Source organism: Pantoea sp. nfd-35 (assembly GCF_056892255.1).
The window spans coordinates 281,698-299,278 of record NZ_CP122403.1; the positions used below are offsets into that span (position 1 = coordinate 281,698).

At 54.1% G+C, this 17,581-nt stretch carries 17 protein-coding genes; 7 read left to right on the forward strand and 10 right to left on the reverse strand.

Features of this window, described 5'->3' with window-relative positions; genetic code table 11:
• Positions 1 to 27 precede the first annotated feature (27 nt).
• Positions 28 to 531 (forward strand): TIGR00645 family protein, encoded by a 504-nt coding sequence (locus P9J57_RS01295; protein ID WP_014604798.1) that lies wholly within the window; start codon positions 28 to 30, stop codon positions 529 to 531.
• A gap of 60 nt (positions 532 to 591) precedes the next feature.
• Here the strand turns inward: P9J57_RS01295 and P9J57_RS01300 are convergent, their stop codons facing one another.
• On the reverse strand, positions 592 to 1,524 hold the full coding sequence (locus tag P9J57_RS01300; protein WP_014594838.1) for a LysR family transcriptional regulator: 933 nt from the start codon (positions 1,522 to 1,524) through the stop codon (positions 592 to 594).
• A 93-nt stretch (positions 1,525 to 1,617) separates the two neighbouring features.
• On the opposite strand from P9J57_RS01300, the gene P9J57_RS01305 reads away from it, so the two are divergent.
• From P9J57_RS01305 to P9J57_RS01320, 4 genes are all read left to right on the forward strand, one after another.
• Positions 1,618 to 2,826, forward strand: a complete 1,209-nt coding sequence (locus P9J57_RS01305; RefSeq protein WP_014594837.1) for an MFS transporter — start codon at positions 1,618 to 1,620, stop codon at positions 2,824 to 2,826.
• A 61-nt stretch (positions 2,827 to 2,887) separates the two neighbouring features.
• Positions 2,888 to 4,231, forward strand: a complete 1,344-nt coding sequence (locus tag P9J57_RS01310) for a cation:proton antiporter (protein WP_013027620.1) — start codon at positions 2,888 to 2,890, stop codon at positions 4,229 to 4,231.
• A 30-nt stretch (positions 4,232 to 4,261) separates the two neighbouring features.
• Positions 4,262 to 4,600, forward strand: a complete 339-nt coding sequence (locus P9J57_RS01315) for a hypothetical protein (RefSeq protein ID WP_015699351.1) — start codon at positions 4,262 to 4,264, stop codon at positions 4,598 to 4,600.
• Between the two features lie 170 nt (positions 4,601 to 4,770).
• Positions 4,771 to 5,706, forward strand: coding sequence for an alpha/beta hydrolase (locus P9J57_RS01320; protein ID WP_013027618.1), 936 nt, complete (start codon positions 4,771 to 4,773; stop codon positions 5,704 to 5,706).
• A gap of 106 nt (positions 5,707 to 5,812) precedes the next feature.
• Here the strand turns inward: P9J57_RS01320 and P9J57_RS01325 are convergent, their stop codons facing one another.
• From P9J57_RS01325 to P9J57_RS01355, 7 genes are all read right to left on the reverse strand, one after another.
• Positions 5,813 to 6,892: a porin gene (locus P9J57_RS01325; RefSeq protein ID WP_013027617.1), complete on the reverse strand. Its 1,080-nt coding sequence runs from the start codon at positions 6,890 to 6,892 to the stop codon at positions 5,813 to 5,815.
• Between the two features lie 199 nt (positions 6,893 to 7,091).
• Positions 7,092 to 7,838: a glycerophosphodiester phosphodiesterase family protein gene (locus tag P9J57_RS01330; RefSeq protein ID WP_013027616.1), complete on the reverse strand. Its 747-nt coding sequence runs from the start codon at positions 7,836 to 7,838 to the stop codon at positions 7,092 to 7,094.
• A 37-nt stretch (positions 7,839 to 7,875) separates the two neighbouring features.
• Complete coding sequence (locus P9J57_RS01335; protein ID WP_014594836.1) at positions 7,876 to 8,979, reverse strand: extracellular solute-binding protein; 1,104 nt, start codon at positions 8,977 to 8,979, stop codon at positions 7,876 to 7,878.
• 31 nt (positions 8,980 to 9,010) lie between these two features.
• Positions 9,011 to 9,847, reverse strand: coding sequence for an ABC transporter permease (locus tag P9J57_RS01340; RefSeq protein ID WP_014594835.1), 837 nt, complete (start codon positions 9,845 to 9,847; stop codon positions 9,011 to 9,013).
• On the reverse strand, positions 9,847 to 10,713 hold the full coding sequence (locus tag P9J57_RS01345) for an ABC transporter permease (RefSeq protein WP_014594834.1): 867 nt from the start codon (positions 10,711 to 10,713) through the stop codon (positions 9,847 to 9,849). Before P9J57_RS01345 ends, P9J57_RS01340 begins: the two co-directional genes overlap by 1 nt.
• On the reverse strand, positions 10,710 to 11,810 hold the full coding sequence (locus P9J57_RS01350) for an ABC transporter ATP-binding protein (protein WP_014604801.1): 1,101 nt from the start codon (positions 11,808 to 11,810) through the stop codon (positions 10,710 to 10,712). The genes P9J57_RS01345 and P9J57_RS01350 overlap by 4 nt, the downstream gene beginning before the upstream one ends.
• A gap of 292 nt (positions 11,811 to 12,102) precedes the next feature.
• On the reverse strand, positions 12,103 to 12,876 hold the full coding sequence (locus P9J57_RS01355) for an inositol monophosphatase family protein (RefSeq protein ID WP_072139116.1): 774 nt from the start codon (positions 12,874 to 12,876) through the stop codon (positions 12,103 to 12,105).
• Positions 12,877 to 13,175: 299 nt separating this feature from the next.
• Here P9J57_RS01355 and P9J57_RS01360 point away from each other — a divergent pair, with 299 nt between their 5' ends.
• Positions 13,176 to 14,306: an ROK family transcriptional regulator gene (locus tag P9J57_RS01360; RefSeq protein ID WP_014604803.1), complete on the forward strand. Its 1,131-nt coding sequence runs from the start codon at positions 13,176 to 13,178 to the stop codon at positions 14,304 to 14,306.
• Between the two features lie 59 nt (positions 14,307 to 14,365).
• On the opposite strand, the gene gorA is transcribed toward P9J57_RS01360, so the two are convergent.
• On the reverse strand, positions 14,366 to 15,718 hold the full coding sequence (gene gorA / locus P9J57_RS01365) for a glutathione-disulfide reductase (RefSeq protein WP_442850344.1): 1,353 nt from the start codon (positions 15,716 to 15,718) through the stop codon (positions 14,366 to 14,368).
• A gap of 124 nt (positions 15,719 to 15,842) precedes the next feature.
• Here gorA and rnz point away from each other — a divergent pair, with 124 nt between their 5' ends.
• Complete coding sequence (gene rnz, locus P9J57_RS01370; protein WP_442850345.1) at positions 15,843 to 16,754, forward strand: ribonuclease Z; 912 nt, start codon at positions 15,843 to 15,845, stop codon at positions 16,752 to 16,754.
• A gap of 3 nt (positions 16,755 to 16,757) precedes the next feature.
• On the opposite strand, the gene P9J57_RS01375 is transcribed toward rnz, so the two are convergent.
• Entirely contained in the window at positions 16,758 to 17,573 is an 816-nt protein-coding gene (locus P9J57_RS01375; protein ID WP_078829314.1) for a CPBP family intramembrane glutamic endopeptidase, read from the reverse strand.
• Positions 17,574 to 17,581 lie beyond the last annotated feature (8 nt).

The window sequence follows — 17,581 nt, forward strand, 5'->3', positions numbered from 1 at the left end:
GACCTTACTGATTATGATTGGGAAATTATGGAACGTTTTACCGAAAACCTGATGTATGCATCGCGCTGGTTGTTGGCTCCGGTTTACATTGGACTTTCGCTGGGACTGCTGGCGCTCACCGTCAAATTTTTCCAGGAAATTTTTCACCTGTTGCCCAACATTTTTAGCATTGCAGAAAACGATCTGATTTTGCTGCTGCTGTCGCTGGTGGATATGACGCTGGTGGGTGGGCTGCTGGTCATGGTTATGCTGTCAGGCTACGAAAACTTTGTGTCCAAACTCGACATTGACGAGGGCAAAGAGAAGCTGAGCTGGCTGGGCAAGATGGATTCCGGCTCGTTGAAAAATAAAGTCGCGGCCTCGATTGTGGCAATTTCCTCCATTCACCTGCTGCGGGTGTTTATGGATGCGCGCAATGTCGAAAACGACAAGCTGATGTGGTACGTCATCATCCACCTGACCTTTGTCCTGTCCGCCTTCGTGATGGGCTGGCTGGACAACATGTCGCGAGCGGAAAAGAAAAACGTCTGATCGACGGCAACCCCCGAACGCCGTCCGGTGACACGGCTTCCCCGGTGGGGGAGGCCTGTTTCAGCCTGAAGCGGGCCGCGCGCCCGTCAGATGCGGAAATACCGCTTTGATCATGGCAAAGAAGGCGGTCAGCCTGGCGGGATAATAGCTCGCCCACGGATAGGTCAGCCAGACTGGCAACGGGGGAGCCTGCCATTCCGGCATAAGCTGAATCAGATTGCCCTGTGCCAGATCCTCCTGAATGACCCATGTCGACAGAATAGCGGTTCCCAGCCCCGCCAGCGCAGCTTTGCGCACGGCGAAGAGGCTGTCGCTGCTGAGCAGGGGAACGATAGGCAGATTCATCGGTTCCCCCTTGTCTTTATGTTGTAATGCGATCTCGTTACGGTAGAAACTCGTCAGCGCCAGCCACGGCAAATCGCCCAGTTGCGCCACCTGGTTAATCGGGGGATATTGCTGAAGCAGCGCGGGCGCAGCGACAACAATGCGCGGCACTTCGGCCAGCAGCACGGCTACAACAGAAGGGTCGGTCAGCGCCCCCACCTGAATCGCACAGTCCACGTTCTCGGCGACGAAGTCTGGCGTCCTGTCGTTCAGCATCCATTCAATGCGCAAACGCGGATAGCGGCGCATAAAGTTCACCAGCGGTGTGACCAGCTGATCCTGGCCAAAAGCGTGGGGCGCGCGCACCCGCAAAATGCCAACCGGATCGCTGCCGGCGCCGGTCAGTTCATCTTCCAGCGCGTGCCAGGTTGCCAGGAGCTGCCGGGCCTGTGCATAGCAACGCTCACCATCATCAGTCAGCTTTAGCGCATGGGTGGTGCGCAGAATCAGTTTCAGCCCCAGCCCCTGCTCAAGAGACTGCAACCGGCGACTGATTGTCGGTTGCGTAATACCCAGTTGCAACGCTGCGGCAGACAAACTGCCGCTTTCGACAATTCGAATAAAGGTGTGCATCAGTTCGATACGATCGCTGTTACTGAAATTGCTCATGCGTTCCACGTATAACAGTTTTGCTTTTTATTAGTCTACCGCGTATGTCAAAAACAGGCTTTACTTGCCACACTATTTTTTGAGGATGTAACCATGTCAGCGGTAAAAACTATGACTCCCCACTCAACTGAACGCCTGCCCGCCCCCCTGGTCTTTACGCTGGCTGCCGGCGCGGGCCTGAGCGTGGCCTCGATTTACTACAGTCAGCCGATGCTGGATATCATCGGTAAGCAGTTTCAGGTCAGTGTGAGCACCGTAGGCATGGTGCCGATGCTAACGCAGGCCGGGTATGCTTTAGGTATTCTGCTGCTGGCCCCGCTTGGCGATCGCCACGATCGCCGCACGATAATTTTGATCAAAGGGCTGCTGTTGGTGATGGCGCTGCTGCTGTGTGGGTTTTCCGGCGGTATCAGCGCGTTGCTCATCGCCAGCTTTGTCACAGGCCTGACGGCGACCGTGGCGCAGGATATTGTTCCGGCATCGGCGGCGCTGGCACCGGCGCACAGCCGGGGTAAAACCGTGGGTACGGTAATGACGGGATTACTGGTAGGCATTTTACTCTCCCGGGTCGTCAGCGGCGTGGTGGCAGAGTATTTTGGCTGGCGCACCATGTATATTATCGCGGCTCTGGCTGTGTTTCTGATTAGCCTGACGTTGTGGCGTGTACTGCCGCGCTTTACGCCCGGCACGTCGGTAAGCTATCCCCGCCTGCTTTTATCGCTGGTTCACCTGTGGCGCGAACACCAGACCCTGCGGCGCGCGGCCCTGGCTCAGGGACTGCTTTCTGTCAGCTTCAGCGCCTTCTGGTCTACGCTGGCGATCATGCTCAGCGAACGTTTTCACTTTGACAGTGCCATCGCCGGTGCCTTTGGTCTGGCAGGGGCGGCGGGTGCACTGGCCGCGCCGCTGGCGGGTAACCTGGCCGATCGACTCGGCCCGGCACGCGTGACCCAGTTTGGTGCCGGCCTGGTCACGGCGGCCTTCGCCCTGATGTTTTTGCTGCCGCTGCTGTCGCTCCCCGGTCAGCTGGTCGTCATCGTTATCAGCACGCTTGGTTTCGACTTAGGCGTGCAGGCCACGCTGGTCGCCCATCAAACGCTGATTTATGGTCTGGTACCCGATGCACGTAGTCGTCTTAACGCCCTACTGTTTACCATCGTGTTTATCGGCATGGCCAGCGGTGCGGCGCTGGGCAGCCTGGCGCTTGCCCACTGGGGCTGGAATGGCGTTGTGGTGTTGTCCACGCTCGCCGCCGCTGCCAGCCTGATGGTGCGGCTCGCCAGTCGTCATCTCAAGGACTGATCCTTCCGCCCGTCAGCAAATGTGCCAGGCTTAGTCATAAACTCAATTAAAACGGTGCGTTATGAACTTTATTGCCTGGACAGCTGCGACGGGCTGTCTTCTGTTATTAATGTCACTGGCATCAGGGTGGATCCACCGTGGCCCAGTGACCTCTTTTGGTCTTTTCTTGTTAGCCGGGATCGCCTGTGGGCCGTGGATGTTTGATGTTATCGAGATTGATATCATTCGCCATGCGGAACTGGTGACGCACATTACCGAAATCACGATGGCTGCGTCACTGTTTATTACGGGGCTCAAATTACGCTTGCCGCTTAAAGCGAAAAGCTGGCGAGCCGGAGGCTTACTGGCCTTTCCGGCGATGTTGATGACGGTGGCGGCCATGACGCTGCTGTCTCATTGGCTGGTCGGGTTGTCCTGGCCCGTTGCACTGGCGTTTGGCGCAATTGTTGCGCCCACCGACCCGGTACTGGCTAGCCTGATTTCGGTGAGCGACGCGCAGGACGATGACGCCTTGCGCGTCGCCATTTCTAGCGAGGCGGGCATGAATGATGGTTCAGCGCTGCCGTTGCTGGTGCTGGCTTTGCTGCTGTTCAACGGCGAAAACCTCAGTGCAGGCATGCTGGCGCACTGGGCTGCTGTCGACGTCGTGTGGGCCATCGGCGGCGGTATCCTGCTGGGATTTGGCCTGGGCCGACTCGTTGGCTTACTGGCCACCCGGCTTCGCAATGCGCATGGGGATTGCGCCCCCAACGACTTTCTGGCGCTGGCGTTGATCGCGCTCAGCTACGCCCTGGCGGAATGGCTGGGTGCTTCAGGCTTTCTGGCCACCTTTGCCGCCGGTCTTGGGCTGCGCCGTGCTGAGCTGGGCGTCTTTAAGCGTTACCAGCCAGACGATATGTCGGACGACGATCGGTTACTGCCTGCAGAGGCATTGGTCAATCCCAACAAGCGCCTGCAGCAACGCAGCAGTGGCATGGTGAAATCCGTTGGTTTAGTAGTAGGCGACGCGCTTTCTTTTGGCGATACTATTGAACGTTTGCTGGCTGCCATCATGATGGTGGTACTGGGCGTAACCATGGCATACCACTGGAACATTCAGGGCATCTTCCTTGGACTGCTGCTGTTTATCGTGGTGCGCCCCCTGGCGGTATGGTTGGTTACCCTCGGGACGGGCATGCCGCTTCCTCAGCGGTTGCTGATTGGCTGGCTGGGTATCCGCGGTATTGGGAGCCTTAACTATATTGCGTTCGCCTGGGTCCATGGCATGGGGGGCGCAGAAGCAACGATAATGGCTGATATGGCGCTGACGCTGGTGGTGTGCAGTATCGTGGTTCACGGTATTTCGGTGACGCCGCTGCTCAACTGGCGCCAGGCCCGACTGGAGGCGAAACAACGCCAGTCATGAGAGTGAATTAACTGATAACGGGAGTAGATGATGAAGATATCTCAGATACTGTTGCTGAGCATGCTGGCGTCGGGCAGCGCGCTGGCGGAAGACAATAGTGAAGAAAGCGTGTATGCAAGCCAGCTGTGTCACATTGTCAGCAGTGAAAAAAGCGTTTCGACAGCCGACCAGTATGTGGAAAAAATGAAGGCCAGCGTGGCAGGATCGCAGTCCTCCTCTGCCGTCAGCAAGCCTGAATTTGATGAAGAGCTGGCCAATGAAGTGGCCAGCGCCTGGCTGCAGCTGGGTGATGAAGAACGCGCCAAACTCCGCACCAATACTCAACAGTGTGAACAAACGGTGATGACGCAGTTTCAGCAGGAAGATTAACCGCAGTTAATTCGCCAATAAACGCGCTAAAATGGCGCGTTTTTTAATGGATTTTCCCTACCGATTGCGTACATAATCGCCAGCGTCTTAACCAAATGTGCGATACATAATAAAAACGCAGCGGGCCAAAAGGGTCGGCTGACCTTTATGGCATTGATTTAACAGGCATCATGATTACGCGTCGACGCTTTATTTTCGGCACAGGAGCGCTTGCGCTTTCACTGGCTACCAGCAAACTGTTTGCCCGCGATGATATTATTCCTCTCTGGCCGGACGAACCGCCCGGCGGCGGTGGGCCGTCTGGAACATTGCGCGTGGACGCCTGGGGTTCATGGTCGAATATTGTCAGCCCGGCGATTCAACGCTTCAGGCCAGAAAATCCCAATGGCGAAGCGGTGCTGATTGCGGCCGGGGGAGGCTATCGGTGGATTGGTATGGGACGCGAAGCCTGGCCCGTCGCGCACTGGTTAAATGCTAACGGTTATACCGCCTATGTGCTCAGCTACCGCTTACCGCGCGAGAAATGGCAGGCTGGCAACCTCGCGCCCTTACAGGATGCACAGCGCGCGCTGCGCCTGATACGTTCGTTTGAACGAAAAGTGCATGTCCTGGGGTTTTCGGCTGGGGGGCATTTACTGGGCATGGCGGCGGCGCGCCCGGAATTTCAGTCATATCCGCCGGTGGACAGGCTGGATCAGGAAGTCCCTAAAGCCGACAGTGTTGGGCTGATTTACCCGGTGATTACGCTTGAAGCGCCCTATCAGCATACCAACACGCACCTGATGATGGTGGGCAATGACGCCAGTCCGCAAGAAGAAGCCAGCTGGTCAGTACAAAACTATGTGACGAATCTCTATCCGCCCACGTTCCTGGCTCAGGCCGGAGACGATCACACCTCAAAACCCTTTAACACCCAGCTCATGCGTGACACCTGTCGCCGCAACCGCGTACCGGTGCAGCTGATTCAGCTGTCCAGCGGGGGGCATGGTTTTGGACTCGGCAAAGCGGGTACACCTGCCGCGCTGTGGGATCAGGCCTATGTTAAATGGCTGGAAAACCTCAGTCAGGGCGCATTGGCGGTCAGGCACGCCTCCGTTCTGTCCTGACTGACGCTTCCTGCGGCAGGCGTAAAAAAAGCCGGCATTTGCCGGCCTCGCTAAATGAGCGATGATCAGGATTGAAGCAACACAGGACGAAGCAGCAACAGGCGGATCAGAATTGATAGGTCAGGCCCATACCGATACTGTTTTTCGTCGTAATGCCGGTGGCGCGCGTAAAATCGTTTTCCTTCAGTAAGTTAATGCGGTAGTCCACGTAGGTCAGCATGTTCTTGTTGAAATAGTAATAGGTGCCCACCGCAATATATTTCTGCATCGTCTGGCTGCCCCCGGCAAAATTCCCAGCGCCCTGCAGGTTTTCGCCACGCTGCGTGACAAAACCGACAGAAGGGCGCAAACCGTTCAGGAACTGGTACTGTGCAATCGCCTCAAAGTTATGGGTTTTGTCGGCGACCTGTGCCAGCTGTCCATAAGGCGTAACGTCATTGGCTTCGCCATACATGGCGGCCAGATAGATCTGGTTGGCGTCATATTTTGCAGAGGTTACCCAGGCGGTGGCATCGTCTCCCTGACCGTCAGCTTGCTGAGTCAGTGTCCGTTTTGCTTTCATCCCTGCTGCCGCAATGCTCAGCCCATCGGTAATGCTGTAAGTCAGGCCAGCACCGTAACCATCTCCGTTAGCCAGTTTGGCGGTTGAGCGGTCATTTTTCCCTTGATACTGCAGGGTTAACTTTAACCCGCCCCAGTCCGGAGAGTGCCAGGTCGCGAGGCCGGTTGAGCGTTTTGACAGGAAATTATCGTTGGTGGTCATGGTGCCGGAACCGTAGATCGGTGCCATATCCGTATAGGCAGAGGCAACATACAGTACCCCAAAGCTACGGCCATAATCGAACGAGCCGAAGTCGGCGAGTTTCAGACCGGCAAACCCTAAGCGTGTGGCATTACCCGTTTGCGCATCGCTACCGCCTTCACTGTGATTCAGCTGGAAATTATATTCCCATTGACCATAACCGGTAAGCTTATCATTAATTTGCGTCTCACCTTTAAAACCCAGGCGTGCATAAGAGTTGTCGCCATCTTCTGCAATATTATCTGAGAAAACATGGCGCGCATCGACTTTACCGTACAGGTCGAGCTTATTTCCACTTTTATTATAAATCTCGGCGGAGCATGCAGAAAATGAGACCAGAAAACACATTGCATACGGCGCGACTGTTTTTATTTTATTGTGCATATCATCTACCCTTATCAGTTAACTGAAGCATGAGGATGTTACCGCTCAGGGCGGTATTTATTTCAATATCACTTTCGTCTTATTTAATGACTAAATAATAAAATAGGTATAGCGGCCATAAAGTTTATGGCCATTTTTTATAATGGCTTTCCCTGGTGTTATTGCATTCAGGCAGAGAACATCCTGATGAACTTTTTATTCAAAATGCCAAGTCGGGTATATCGCTTAATACCGTTTGTGCGCCCGCATCAATATATTTTCGGGCAAGCACCGGGTCGTTGATCGTGGCAATCGCGAATTCAATACCTGAACGGGCCAGGCGCGTCAGGTCTTCGTCCGTTGCGAAGTCACCCAGGAAATGCAGGATCTGGCAACCTGTTCTGGCGAGGAGCGCCGCCGGGTCTTTTGGCGGGACGCAAACCGCCAGCCCACGCGGTACGTCAGGCATCAGCCTGGCGGCAACCTGCAGCGAAATCTCAGAGAAGCTACTGATAAATAACTTCTTCTCGCTCGCTGGCCACAGCGACTTCAACTGAGCGATCGCAATCTCCGCCGTTTCCACTTCCTGCCCGGAGGTGGGTTTGATTTCCAGTTGCAGCCCGACGCCTTTATCCAGTACAAAGCCCACAGTTTCAGCCAGCGTAGGCACTTTCACGCCTTTAAAGAGGTGGCCGTAACACACGCCAGCCTCCAGCGACCGGATCTCATCCAGGGTTAAATTTGCCACATAGCCTTTGCCATTCGTTGTCCGGTCTACGGAATCGTCATGAATAATGACCGGGTGCATATCTTTGGTGAGTTTGACATCCACCTCTATCCACGTCGCTCCGCGTTCAACCGCCGCCTGAAACGAAGGCAGCGTGTTTTCCGGTGCCAGCAGCGGTGCTCCCCGATGGGCAATCAGGCGGGCGTTCACTACGCGTGCAGGGTGTTTTTTGGTCGACATTCTTGGCTTTACCTTCTGTTAGGGTTTTATCGCAGGTCTACTTAAGCAAAACCTGGTTAGAGAATTCGGTCCTGACTTCATCACCCAGCGGTTTAGGCATGAACTGAGTGCCATGAACGCGCTCTTTGCTATTGATCAGCCCGGCATCACGATTCACTTCTTTGTTTTGAGGCGTAATGCCATAAACCTGCTGGAACAGCCGTTGGGTGGTGGGCAGCGTCAACCAGTGGATAAACAGCAACGCTGCCGCTTTGTGGGGCGCGTTTTTAGGTATCGCCACCATATTTCCGCCGCCGGGCATGCCGAAATCGGGGATATACAGCCGGATAGTTTTCGGGACTTCACCGTGGTTTTCTAATCCCACCAGGTAATCTTCCCAGGCGGGGACCAGCAGGAACTCACCGCTGACCAGTCGGGTGACGCTGTCGGCGTTGGAGGCCGTAATGATGTAGTTGGGGCGCTGCTGTTTGAACCAGTTCCAGGCGGGCTGCAGAGCCGTCAGGCTTTTTACATCAGCGTCGCCTTTGGTGAAATCAAAACCCGGTACCAGCGTGCGCGTTACCGATTCAATAAAGGCCGGGCCGGAACCGCCGTTTTCAACGTTGAAGCCAAATTCCTGAGGATGACTTTGCAGGAAGGACGTAATCTGCGGCAGGGTTCGTGGCAACTCACTTTCTTTCAGGCGGCGCGAATCGTAGGCCAGACCGGTCTGGTTGCCCCAAAATGCCACGCCATAGCCTTTACTGTCCGTTCCCTCAATGGTGTAGTTCAGGGTTTTGCCTTCCGGCAGCAGTGTATTAAGCGGGCCAAAAAACGTTTGCTGAGGCGATACGGTACCGAATGCGCCCCCGCCAATCGAAAACACATCAATATCGCCCGTTTCCCGTCCCCGGTCAGCCATGAGTTTATTAATGTTGCCCTGCAATGTGCCTTCAGACAGGGTAACGTTAATACCGTACTGTTTTTCAAACAGGCTGACCTGCTCTTTTAAACGGTCCTGGTAATACCATTGATACCAGGTTAATTTCCCTTCTTTTTTCGCCTGTTCGACAATCTGTTCCCAGTTCATCGAGGTTAAATCCTGAGCCTGGCTACAGAAAGCCCCGGCCAGCAATAATATTGCAGCAACGAGTCTGAACATATTTTTCCCCAATAACGCGTGTTAAAGACTGTCAGCCTTTTCCTGCAAAGGAGGCGACAGGATTTTTTGTCAGTAATTTTTCTGCAATCAACATCAACATGACATTTGGCACAACCAGCATTAAAGAAATAACCGCCGCATTGGGTCGAATAAAGTTATAACCCAGATAAGAATACAGAATGGTAGGGACGGTAATAAAATCGGGTGAGCCAACAATGAAACTTATGGCGAACTCTTCTATTGATAACGTAAAGACAATAATTAATGCAGCAAATATTCCCGGTCTGATGGTGGGCAGGCAGGCCACTAAAAAACGGTTGATCACCGAAGCGCCCATATCTCGTGCTGCATCGAGCGTGTCCTGGCGTATCTGCGAAAATGACAGGGTCAGAATGCGCACGGCATAAGGCATCAAGATAATAATATGCCCCAGCAAAATGCCACCAAACCGGCTGTGAATGCCCGCCACGTTGAGCAACATGGAAAAAAACAGCGCGACGACAAAGCCCGGAACGATAAGCGGCAGTAAGATCGCATTCTGTAAAAGGTGTTTGCCCGTAAACGACATTCTGCCAAACGCCCACGCGGCAGGCAGAGCCAACATCAGCGTGCAGACGGAGACGGTTGCCGCCAGTAAATAGCTGTTCCTGAGCGCCTGGGGTAACGCGGTCGTGGTCCATACCTCCACCCAGCGTCCCAGTGAGAGAACCGGCGGCAGGGCATCTGGCCATGCCCACGGATGGGTTTTATCGACCAGTGACCACAGGACGGTCAACATAAAGGGAATAACCAGCCACAGCATAAACAGGGCGGTGATAAGGATCATCATGACGATTCGCAGCGGGGATAACGTCTCTCTGGCTTTCATTATCTCTGTTCTCCGGCTTGTTGTAGCCACTTCGCCAGGGTGGCAAGCACCACTGCACCGATAAAAGCCGCCAGCATCAAAATTACCGCGACAACGGCCGCAAGATTCCAGCCCTGCGCGCTGATTTCAGGGAAGCGCAGCATGTATTGCGAAAGAGAGAACACGCTGGTTGGCCCCGCAACGACCTGAAATGAAAAGTCACCCAAGGCGCCGATGAAGATCAGCACCAGCGATACCTGAACGGACTTGATAGATAAGGGCAGGATGATCTGTAACAACCGGGCAGTCTTGCCGGCGCCTAAATCCCGCGCGGCATTAAAAATTTCGTCACCAATCGCGCGCAGGCTGCCGGTAATGATAAGCAGCGCATAGGGAAGCTGTTTCCAGACCTGCAAAATAATCACGCCAATTCCCCAGCGGTCATTCTGCATTCTGATGGGGTGCGAGATGATCCCCAGCTTGAGCAAGCCCAGGTTAATAAAGCCCTGCCAGGAAATCAGGTTGATAAACAGCAGCGCAGCCACCAGTCCGTGTACCATCAGCGGGGCTTTGAGTAAGCCGCCCATCAGCATCGAGCCGGGAAACGGCTTTCTCAGCCACAGTGCCAGCGGAAGCGCCAGGGCAACGGACAGCACTGCACTGAGCACGCCGATTCTGAGCGAATAGCCTGTCGCGCGCCACAGCTGGCTGTCATTCAGAATGGTTTGCCAGTACTGAAGCGTGAAGTGCGCCGGTGCGCCAAAATTAAACAGGCCAACGGATTGCGCCAACGCCATGATCACAATCAGCACCAGAGTGATGATGACCGGCGCGACCGCAGGCAGGACCAGCAACCAACAGAGCCTGTTCCGGTTGCGCGTTTTCATGAATAGCTTTCCCGTAAAAAGCGGATCTTGTCTGGCGCAATAGAGAAATTAACGTTGTCACCTTCGCGAATGTGGTTTTTACCGACCAGCTGGATACACCACTGATATTCCGTTTCTTCATGGCCCAGCGGATGAACCTGGAGTTCAGAAAGGTTGCCCAGAAAACTCACCGCACCGATCTCGAAGGCCAGCGTGTTTTTCCCGGCACTGTGTTCGCTGAGTAAGGCATCCTCAGGGCGCCAGAAGGTATAGACCTTGTCCGAGACGGGCGGCACATGGCTATGGATCTCCATTTCGCCCAGTACGCACGCAATGCGATAAATACCGGTGCTGCTGTCGCTATCCACTACGCGGGCTTTCATGACGTTAGCCTGACCGACGAAACCGGCGACAAAGCGGTTTACCGGGGAATAATAGATCTCATCCGGCGTACCGGTTTGCTCAATTTTTCCGGCATTCATGACCACTACAATGTCAGACATCGACAAGGCTTCTGCACGGTCGTGGGTAACATAAATGGCGGTAAACCCATGGGAGCGCTGAAGCTGTCTGATCTCCAGTCGTACCTTGTCGCGTAATTTGGCATCCAGATTTGACAGCGGCTCATCAAACAACACGATTTCCGGACGCACGGCCAGCGCTCTGGCAAGCGCCACGCGCTGCTGCTGACCGCCGGATAACTGCGCGGGCAGTTTAGGCAAATGCGCATTCAGCGATACCTGAGCGGCGGTCTGCGCGACGCGATCGTGAATGTCCGTTTTCGCCATCTTCATTTGCTTGAGGCCAAACCCGATATTTTCAGCAACGGAAAGGTGAGGAAAAAGCGCATAGGACTGAAAGCACATCGCCGTGTCGCGATGTTCAGGTTTTACATGATGCATGTCCTGCTGGTGGATCAGTACTTCGCCACTATCAAGACTGTAAAAGCCGGCAATAACTTTAAGCAGCGTGGTTTTGCCACAGCCAGATGGGCCAAGCAGGGAAACAAATTGTCCTTTTTTGGCCTGCAGTGAAATGCCGTTCAGCGCGACAAAATCGTCGAACGTCAGCATGGCATTGTGTATTTCTAGCGTGTTCACGTTGGGCTGCTCCGTCATATAATGCCAGGGACTTCTTAATTAATGCGAGACGCATAATAATTTGCTGTAGTGAATTTAAGCAATTTCAGACAGGTTAAGAATTTATTAAGTTTTTAAAACCTATATATAACAGCTAAATGAAGGATCACTTTGAAATCGTACGTTTAACGTGCTAACCATTTTAATGCGTTGTGATTAATATTTGAGGCGAAGGACAAGGTTGTTGTATCAGCAAGCGCACAGAGGGCAGGACAGCGGGGGAACGCTGTCCTGAAATGCAGTGATGAGGTAAGCCGGGGGCAATGCGTGGTCAGGCGGGAGTAAAACGAGGGTGAGGGATAAACTGAGCGGAAAGGCGGTTCATTTCAGCCGTACCGACACTAACATGTGTACTGCTTTTTTCCTGTGTGCCGGCAAGATGCGCATCCAGTCCGGCCGCTTTACAGAGTGCATAACCCGCAGAAACGTCCCACATGCTGCTAAAACATTCCTGATAACCGTCAACGTAACCCAGCACGCTAAAGGTTAAACCTACGGTGGCACAGCGATAGCGCACCACATTCCAGCCGTCGTCCCGATAGACCTTTTCAATACAGAGCTGATGGGTGAAATCCCATGATGGACTGTCGCCAATCGCCACGGTTTTCAGCGCCTCGGCAACCACTGGCCGTTCAAAGGGTTCACCATTCAGATAAACCCCTGTCTCTTTGCCGCCGCTCACCATGAGGTTTAATACCGGATGGACGATCACGCCCATAACCGGCTCGCCATTGTGCACATAGCCAACAGAAATCCCCCACAATGACGAGCCGCGCAGGAAGTTACTCGTACCATCGATAGGATCAACAGACCAGTAGCTGGCGCTGAGCTCACCGCCATGCTCTTCCCCAACAACAGAATCCTGTGGGAAATGGTGTTCCAGGCGCTGCCGAATCAGATTTTCCACTTCCCGATCGGCTTCACTGAAGACATCCTGCGGCCTTTTTTCGCAGATCGCTAATTCACTCAGCTGTCTGAAATAGTCAAGAGCCAAAAGTGAAGCCTCTTGTGCGATGCGTTCAGCAACCTTTAAGCGCGTTTCCATTGTTTACCTGATGTATAAGAAGAAGCATGTGAATGAAGACAGAACCCTACGCACATGAAAGTGCCCATCCGGACATAAGGCTCGCTTTTAATATAATGCTCATTGCATGATATTAGAGTGTCTCTCCGTTATGTTTCACTATTATGATGCTTTTATGATCGGGAAAAACCGGGCCGGAGAAGCTGAAAATCAGCACATTTTATTAAAACGTAAAGGCAGGGGCCTTTACTATTCGTCCTGCATAAAAGCATGCTAGGGTATTAACAGAACCCATTATTTAATACGGTGAGGACAACGCTGTGGTTCATGGATATTCCGCTGGTCATGAAGTCGAACTTAATCGCAGTGAAAAACTCATTCTTGAGCTTGTCCGCCGCAACGATGGCATTTCCCGCTCCTCGCTGGTTTCGCAAACCATTCTGAATCAGTCATCTGTTCACCGCATTGTTGATACGCTGACCGAAAACGGCTTTCTCAGCCTGGGGGAATCACCGTCCCAGGGAAGAGGCAAGCCCAGCCCATCGTTATCACTGAATGCGAATGCGCGTTATGGTTACGGCATCTCTATTAACTCAGACAGCGTTGCCGCCAGCCTGATTAATTTCCGGGGCGGTATTACAGAATACTGCGTACTGGATACGCATCCGCGCGATCCTGCCCGTACCTTACTCAATATCAAACATCACTATCTGGATACCTTAAAACAATACGGTATTTCGCCGGACAAAGTCTGTGGTGTGGGATACAGCATGGCGGGCTTTCTTTATGAATCACGAAAGTATTTCAATCCGCCTGAACCTTTAAAAAACTGGATGGGCATCGATCTGCGCCGTGAAATTACCATGTTATTTGATCGACCAGTATGGATTGAAAACAACGCCACTACGGCGGCGCACGCTGAAGCCTTTTTAGGCGCCGGGCTGAAATACGATACCTTTGGCTATCTCTCTTTTAATTATGGTTTTGGCGGTGGCATCGTGATTAACGGTAAACCGTTCCAGGGTGCGTTTGGAAATGCGGGGGAGATCAGCCGTATTTTTACGCCGGAAGAGGGCAAGCTGCGCCCGGCCCTGGGGATCTTGATCGATCGGTTACGTAACGGTGGTATTGAAATTAAAGATATTCGCGATCTCAATCATAAATTCGATCCGGCCTGGCCGATTGCGCAACAGTGGGTAGAAGACGTCACGCCAAACCTGCATCGGGCAATGGATGCCATGAATGCGGTGATCGATCCCGGAGCCATCATATTAGGGGGCGAGATTCCCCGTAAGCTGGGCGAAATGTTTTTAGCCATGCCGCGCATCAGTTCGGGTAAACGCTGGAACATTTCTGCGGAATATCCGGATATTCTGCTGAGCGAGATCGAAGGGGACAGTTCGGCGCTGGGCGCGGCGTTGACGCCGCTGCGGGAGACCTATTTTAATTGAGGCTGCTGCCCGCAGACCACAGGGTCAGCGGGCAGCGCTACGTTATGCGCGTAAGCGGATTAACGCATCGTCACAAACTCTTCTGCCGCCGTCGGGTGAATCGCCACGGTGTTATCAAAGTCTTTCTTGGTCGCGCCCATTTTCAACGCCACCGCAAAGCCCTGCAGCATCTCGTCCATTCCGCCGCCGATGCCGTGAATACCCACAATCTTCTCCTCCGGGCCGACGCAGACTAACTTCATGCGGCACGGCTGGCGATGTTGGGTCACCGCGGTATACATTGCGGTAAAGGACGATTTGTAGACTTTTACCTGGTCATCACCGTACTGCTCGCGAGCCTGCGGTTCCGTCAGGCCCACGGTGCCGATCGGCGGATGGCTGAACACCACGGTAGGAATATTGCTGTAATCCAGGTGCTCATCGGGTTTGTTATTAAACAACCGCTCAGACAGGCGACGACCTGCCGCCACCGCTACCGGCGTCAGCTCAACGGCGCCGGTGTTATCACCAACGGCATAAACGCCTGGCACGTTGGTATTCTGGAATTTATCGACCTTGATATAGCCTTTTTCATCCAGCGCAACGCCCGCTGCCTCGATATTCAGGCTGTCGGTTTCCGGCACCCGGCCAATCGCCCAGACCAGGCAATCCACGGTGTATTCACTGCCGTTTTCCAACTGCAGCGTCAGGCTACCATCGGAATTTTTCACGACGGCTTTTGGTGTCGCCTCGGTATGCAGCATTGGGCCTTCCGCGTTCATGACCTCAACCAGCGTATCGGTAATCAGCGGATCAAAGCTGCGCAGCGGGGCATGTTTACGGACGAATAAATGGGTTTCCGAGCCCAGCGCATTGACCACGCCTGCCAGCTCAACCGCGATATAACCGGCACCGATCACCGCGGTCCGTTTTGGCAGCGCATCCAGTTCAAAGAAGCCATCTGAATCAATTCCGTATTCCGCTCCGGGGATAGAGGGATGGCTCGGACGTCCCCCGGTGGCGATCAAAATATGGTCGGCCGTAATGGTTTCGCCATTGACTTCAACGGTATGCGCATCAATAAAACGGGCAAAACCGGTGATGACATCGACCTTATTTTTCCCCAGAACATTGTCGTATGATTGGTGAATACGGTCGATGTAGGCGCTGCGGTTTTTGACCAGCGTGCCCCAGTCGAAGCGGTTTACCGTGGTATCAAAACCATAATCAGGCCCGTAAAGATGAATGGCCTCGGCGATTTGCGCGGCATGCCACATGACTTTTTTCGGCACACAGCCTACGTTGACGCAGGTTCCGCCCAGCGCTTTGGCTTCTATCAAGGCACACTTCTGGCCATAGCTTGCTGCACGGTTAATCGAAGCAATACCGCCGCTGCCGCCGCCGATGGCGAGATAGTCATAATGTCGGGTCATTGAAGTATCATCCGGTTACATGGAAATTGATATAGAGTGTAACGCCGCAGGGCACGGTGTCGCAAAAATTGCGCCTATGATTGTAACAGGCCATATTTTTCCACTACTTACAGAGAAGCATAGCATGCACCTGACTTTTCTTGGCACGGGCGGTGGCGCGCCCAGTTTGCAGCGTAACGTCACCGCCATTGCCTTCACCCGGGCAAGCAGTGGCGACACCTGGCTGTTTGACTGTGGTGAAGGCACTCAGCTTCAGTTTATGCGATCCGATCTTAAACCCGGCAAGCTCGATAAAATCTTTATTACCCATTTGCACGGTGACCATATTTTTGGCCTGCCGGGCCTGCTCACCAGCCGTTCAATGGCCGGGCTGACCACGCCGATGACGGTTTACGGCCCAAAAGGACTGAAAGCCTTTGTCGATAGCACACTTTCCCTGTCCAGCTCGTACACCGACTATCCGCTTGAGGTGATCGAGATTGCGGCGGGCGAGGTGCTGGATGATGGCGAGTTTCGTGTCACGGCCTGGCCGATGAATCACACTATTGACTGCTTTGGCTATCGTATTGAACAGCGAGACAAGCCCGGCTTTCTGGATGCCGCACGTCTCAAAGCGGAAGGTGTGCCCCGTGGCCCTTGGTATCAACAGCTGAAGCAGGGAGAACGTATTACGCTGGAAGATGGACGCACCATTGATGGCGCGGCGTATTTGGGGCCGTCCACCAAAGGAAAAACCCTGGCGATTTTTGGCGATACGGCACCCACCGAGGTGGCGTTACAGTTGGCGGCCAATGTGGATGTGATGGTGCACGAAACCACGCTGGAGGATGCGCTGGCGGAAAAAGCTAACGGGCGCGGTCACTCAACTACCGTGCAGGCCGCCACAGTAGCAAAGCAGGCCGGTGCAAAACGGATGATCGCCACGCATTTTAGCTCACGCTATCTCGCCAGAGACATGACGCGTTTGCTGGCAGAGTGCCAGGCCATTTTCCCCGAAACCGAGATGGCGTATGACCTGGCCGTCTTTACGCTGTAACGACTAATGCATCAGTGCCGGGTAGGTAAACAACAACAGATGAACCATGTTGAGTGCAAAATGGCAGGCTGTTGCCAGCCAGAGCCGGCCGCTCCAGTGCCAGACCAGGCCATAAATTAGCCCGGCTAGTCCGGCAAATATCATCAGCAGTACGCCGCCGGACGCATGCGCCAGGCCAAACAGCAAGGCGGTGGCCACCAGGGCGATTGTGCCGCCCCATTTCTGGCGCAGCCGCTGCTGTAGATAGCCACGAAAAAATGCTTCTTCTGCCAGCGAGACAAAAAACAGGTTGGCCAGTGCGAACGCGCCCAGCCAGTCAGGCAGGTGTGGCTCAAACGCCAGGCCACCCAGCCCTACCGCGCTGACTAACAGCAGCGGAATCGCCGCCACGGGTACCACCCATAACAGAGGCGTGCGCGGTGGGTGCGCCTCGGCTTTGAACAGCGTCGGCATACAGGCCAGCAACAGGAAGGGGATCAGGGCTTTGTCAAAATTAAACGAAAAAGAGAAGGGCAGGCTGCGTGCGCCTACCTGAACGGCATCGATTTGAGGCGGATTGTTAAAGCCGGGAATAAGATGCAGCAGCAGCGCAGCGGCCATCACGACCAGGAGCACCTCGCTTATGCCCTGCCACACGCGACTGCGGCGATCGTAAATACGAAACGCGACCAGCGCTGCCACCGCAGCAAAAACGAGGGTAACGGGCCAGTCCAGCACGTTCTGGTACACACCCAGAGCCGTTGCCAGTGCCAGCAGTAACAGAGAGAGGCGTTTCGCCGGTTGCAGAGCCGCCAGGGCGCCTGCCAGAATAATCCACATAAAAATGA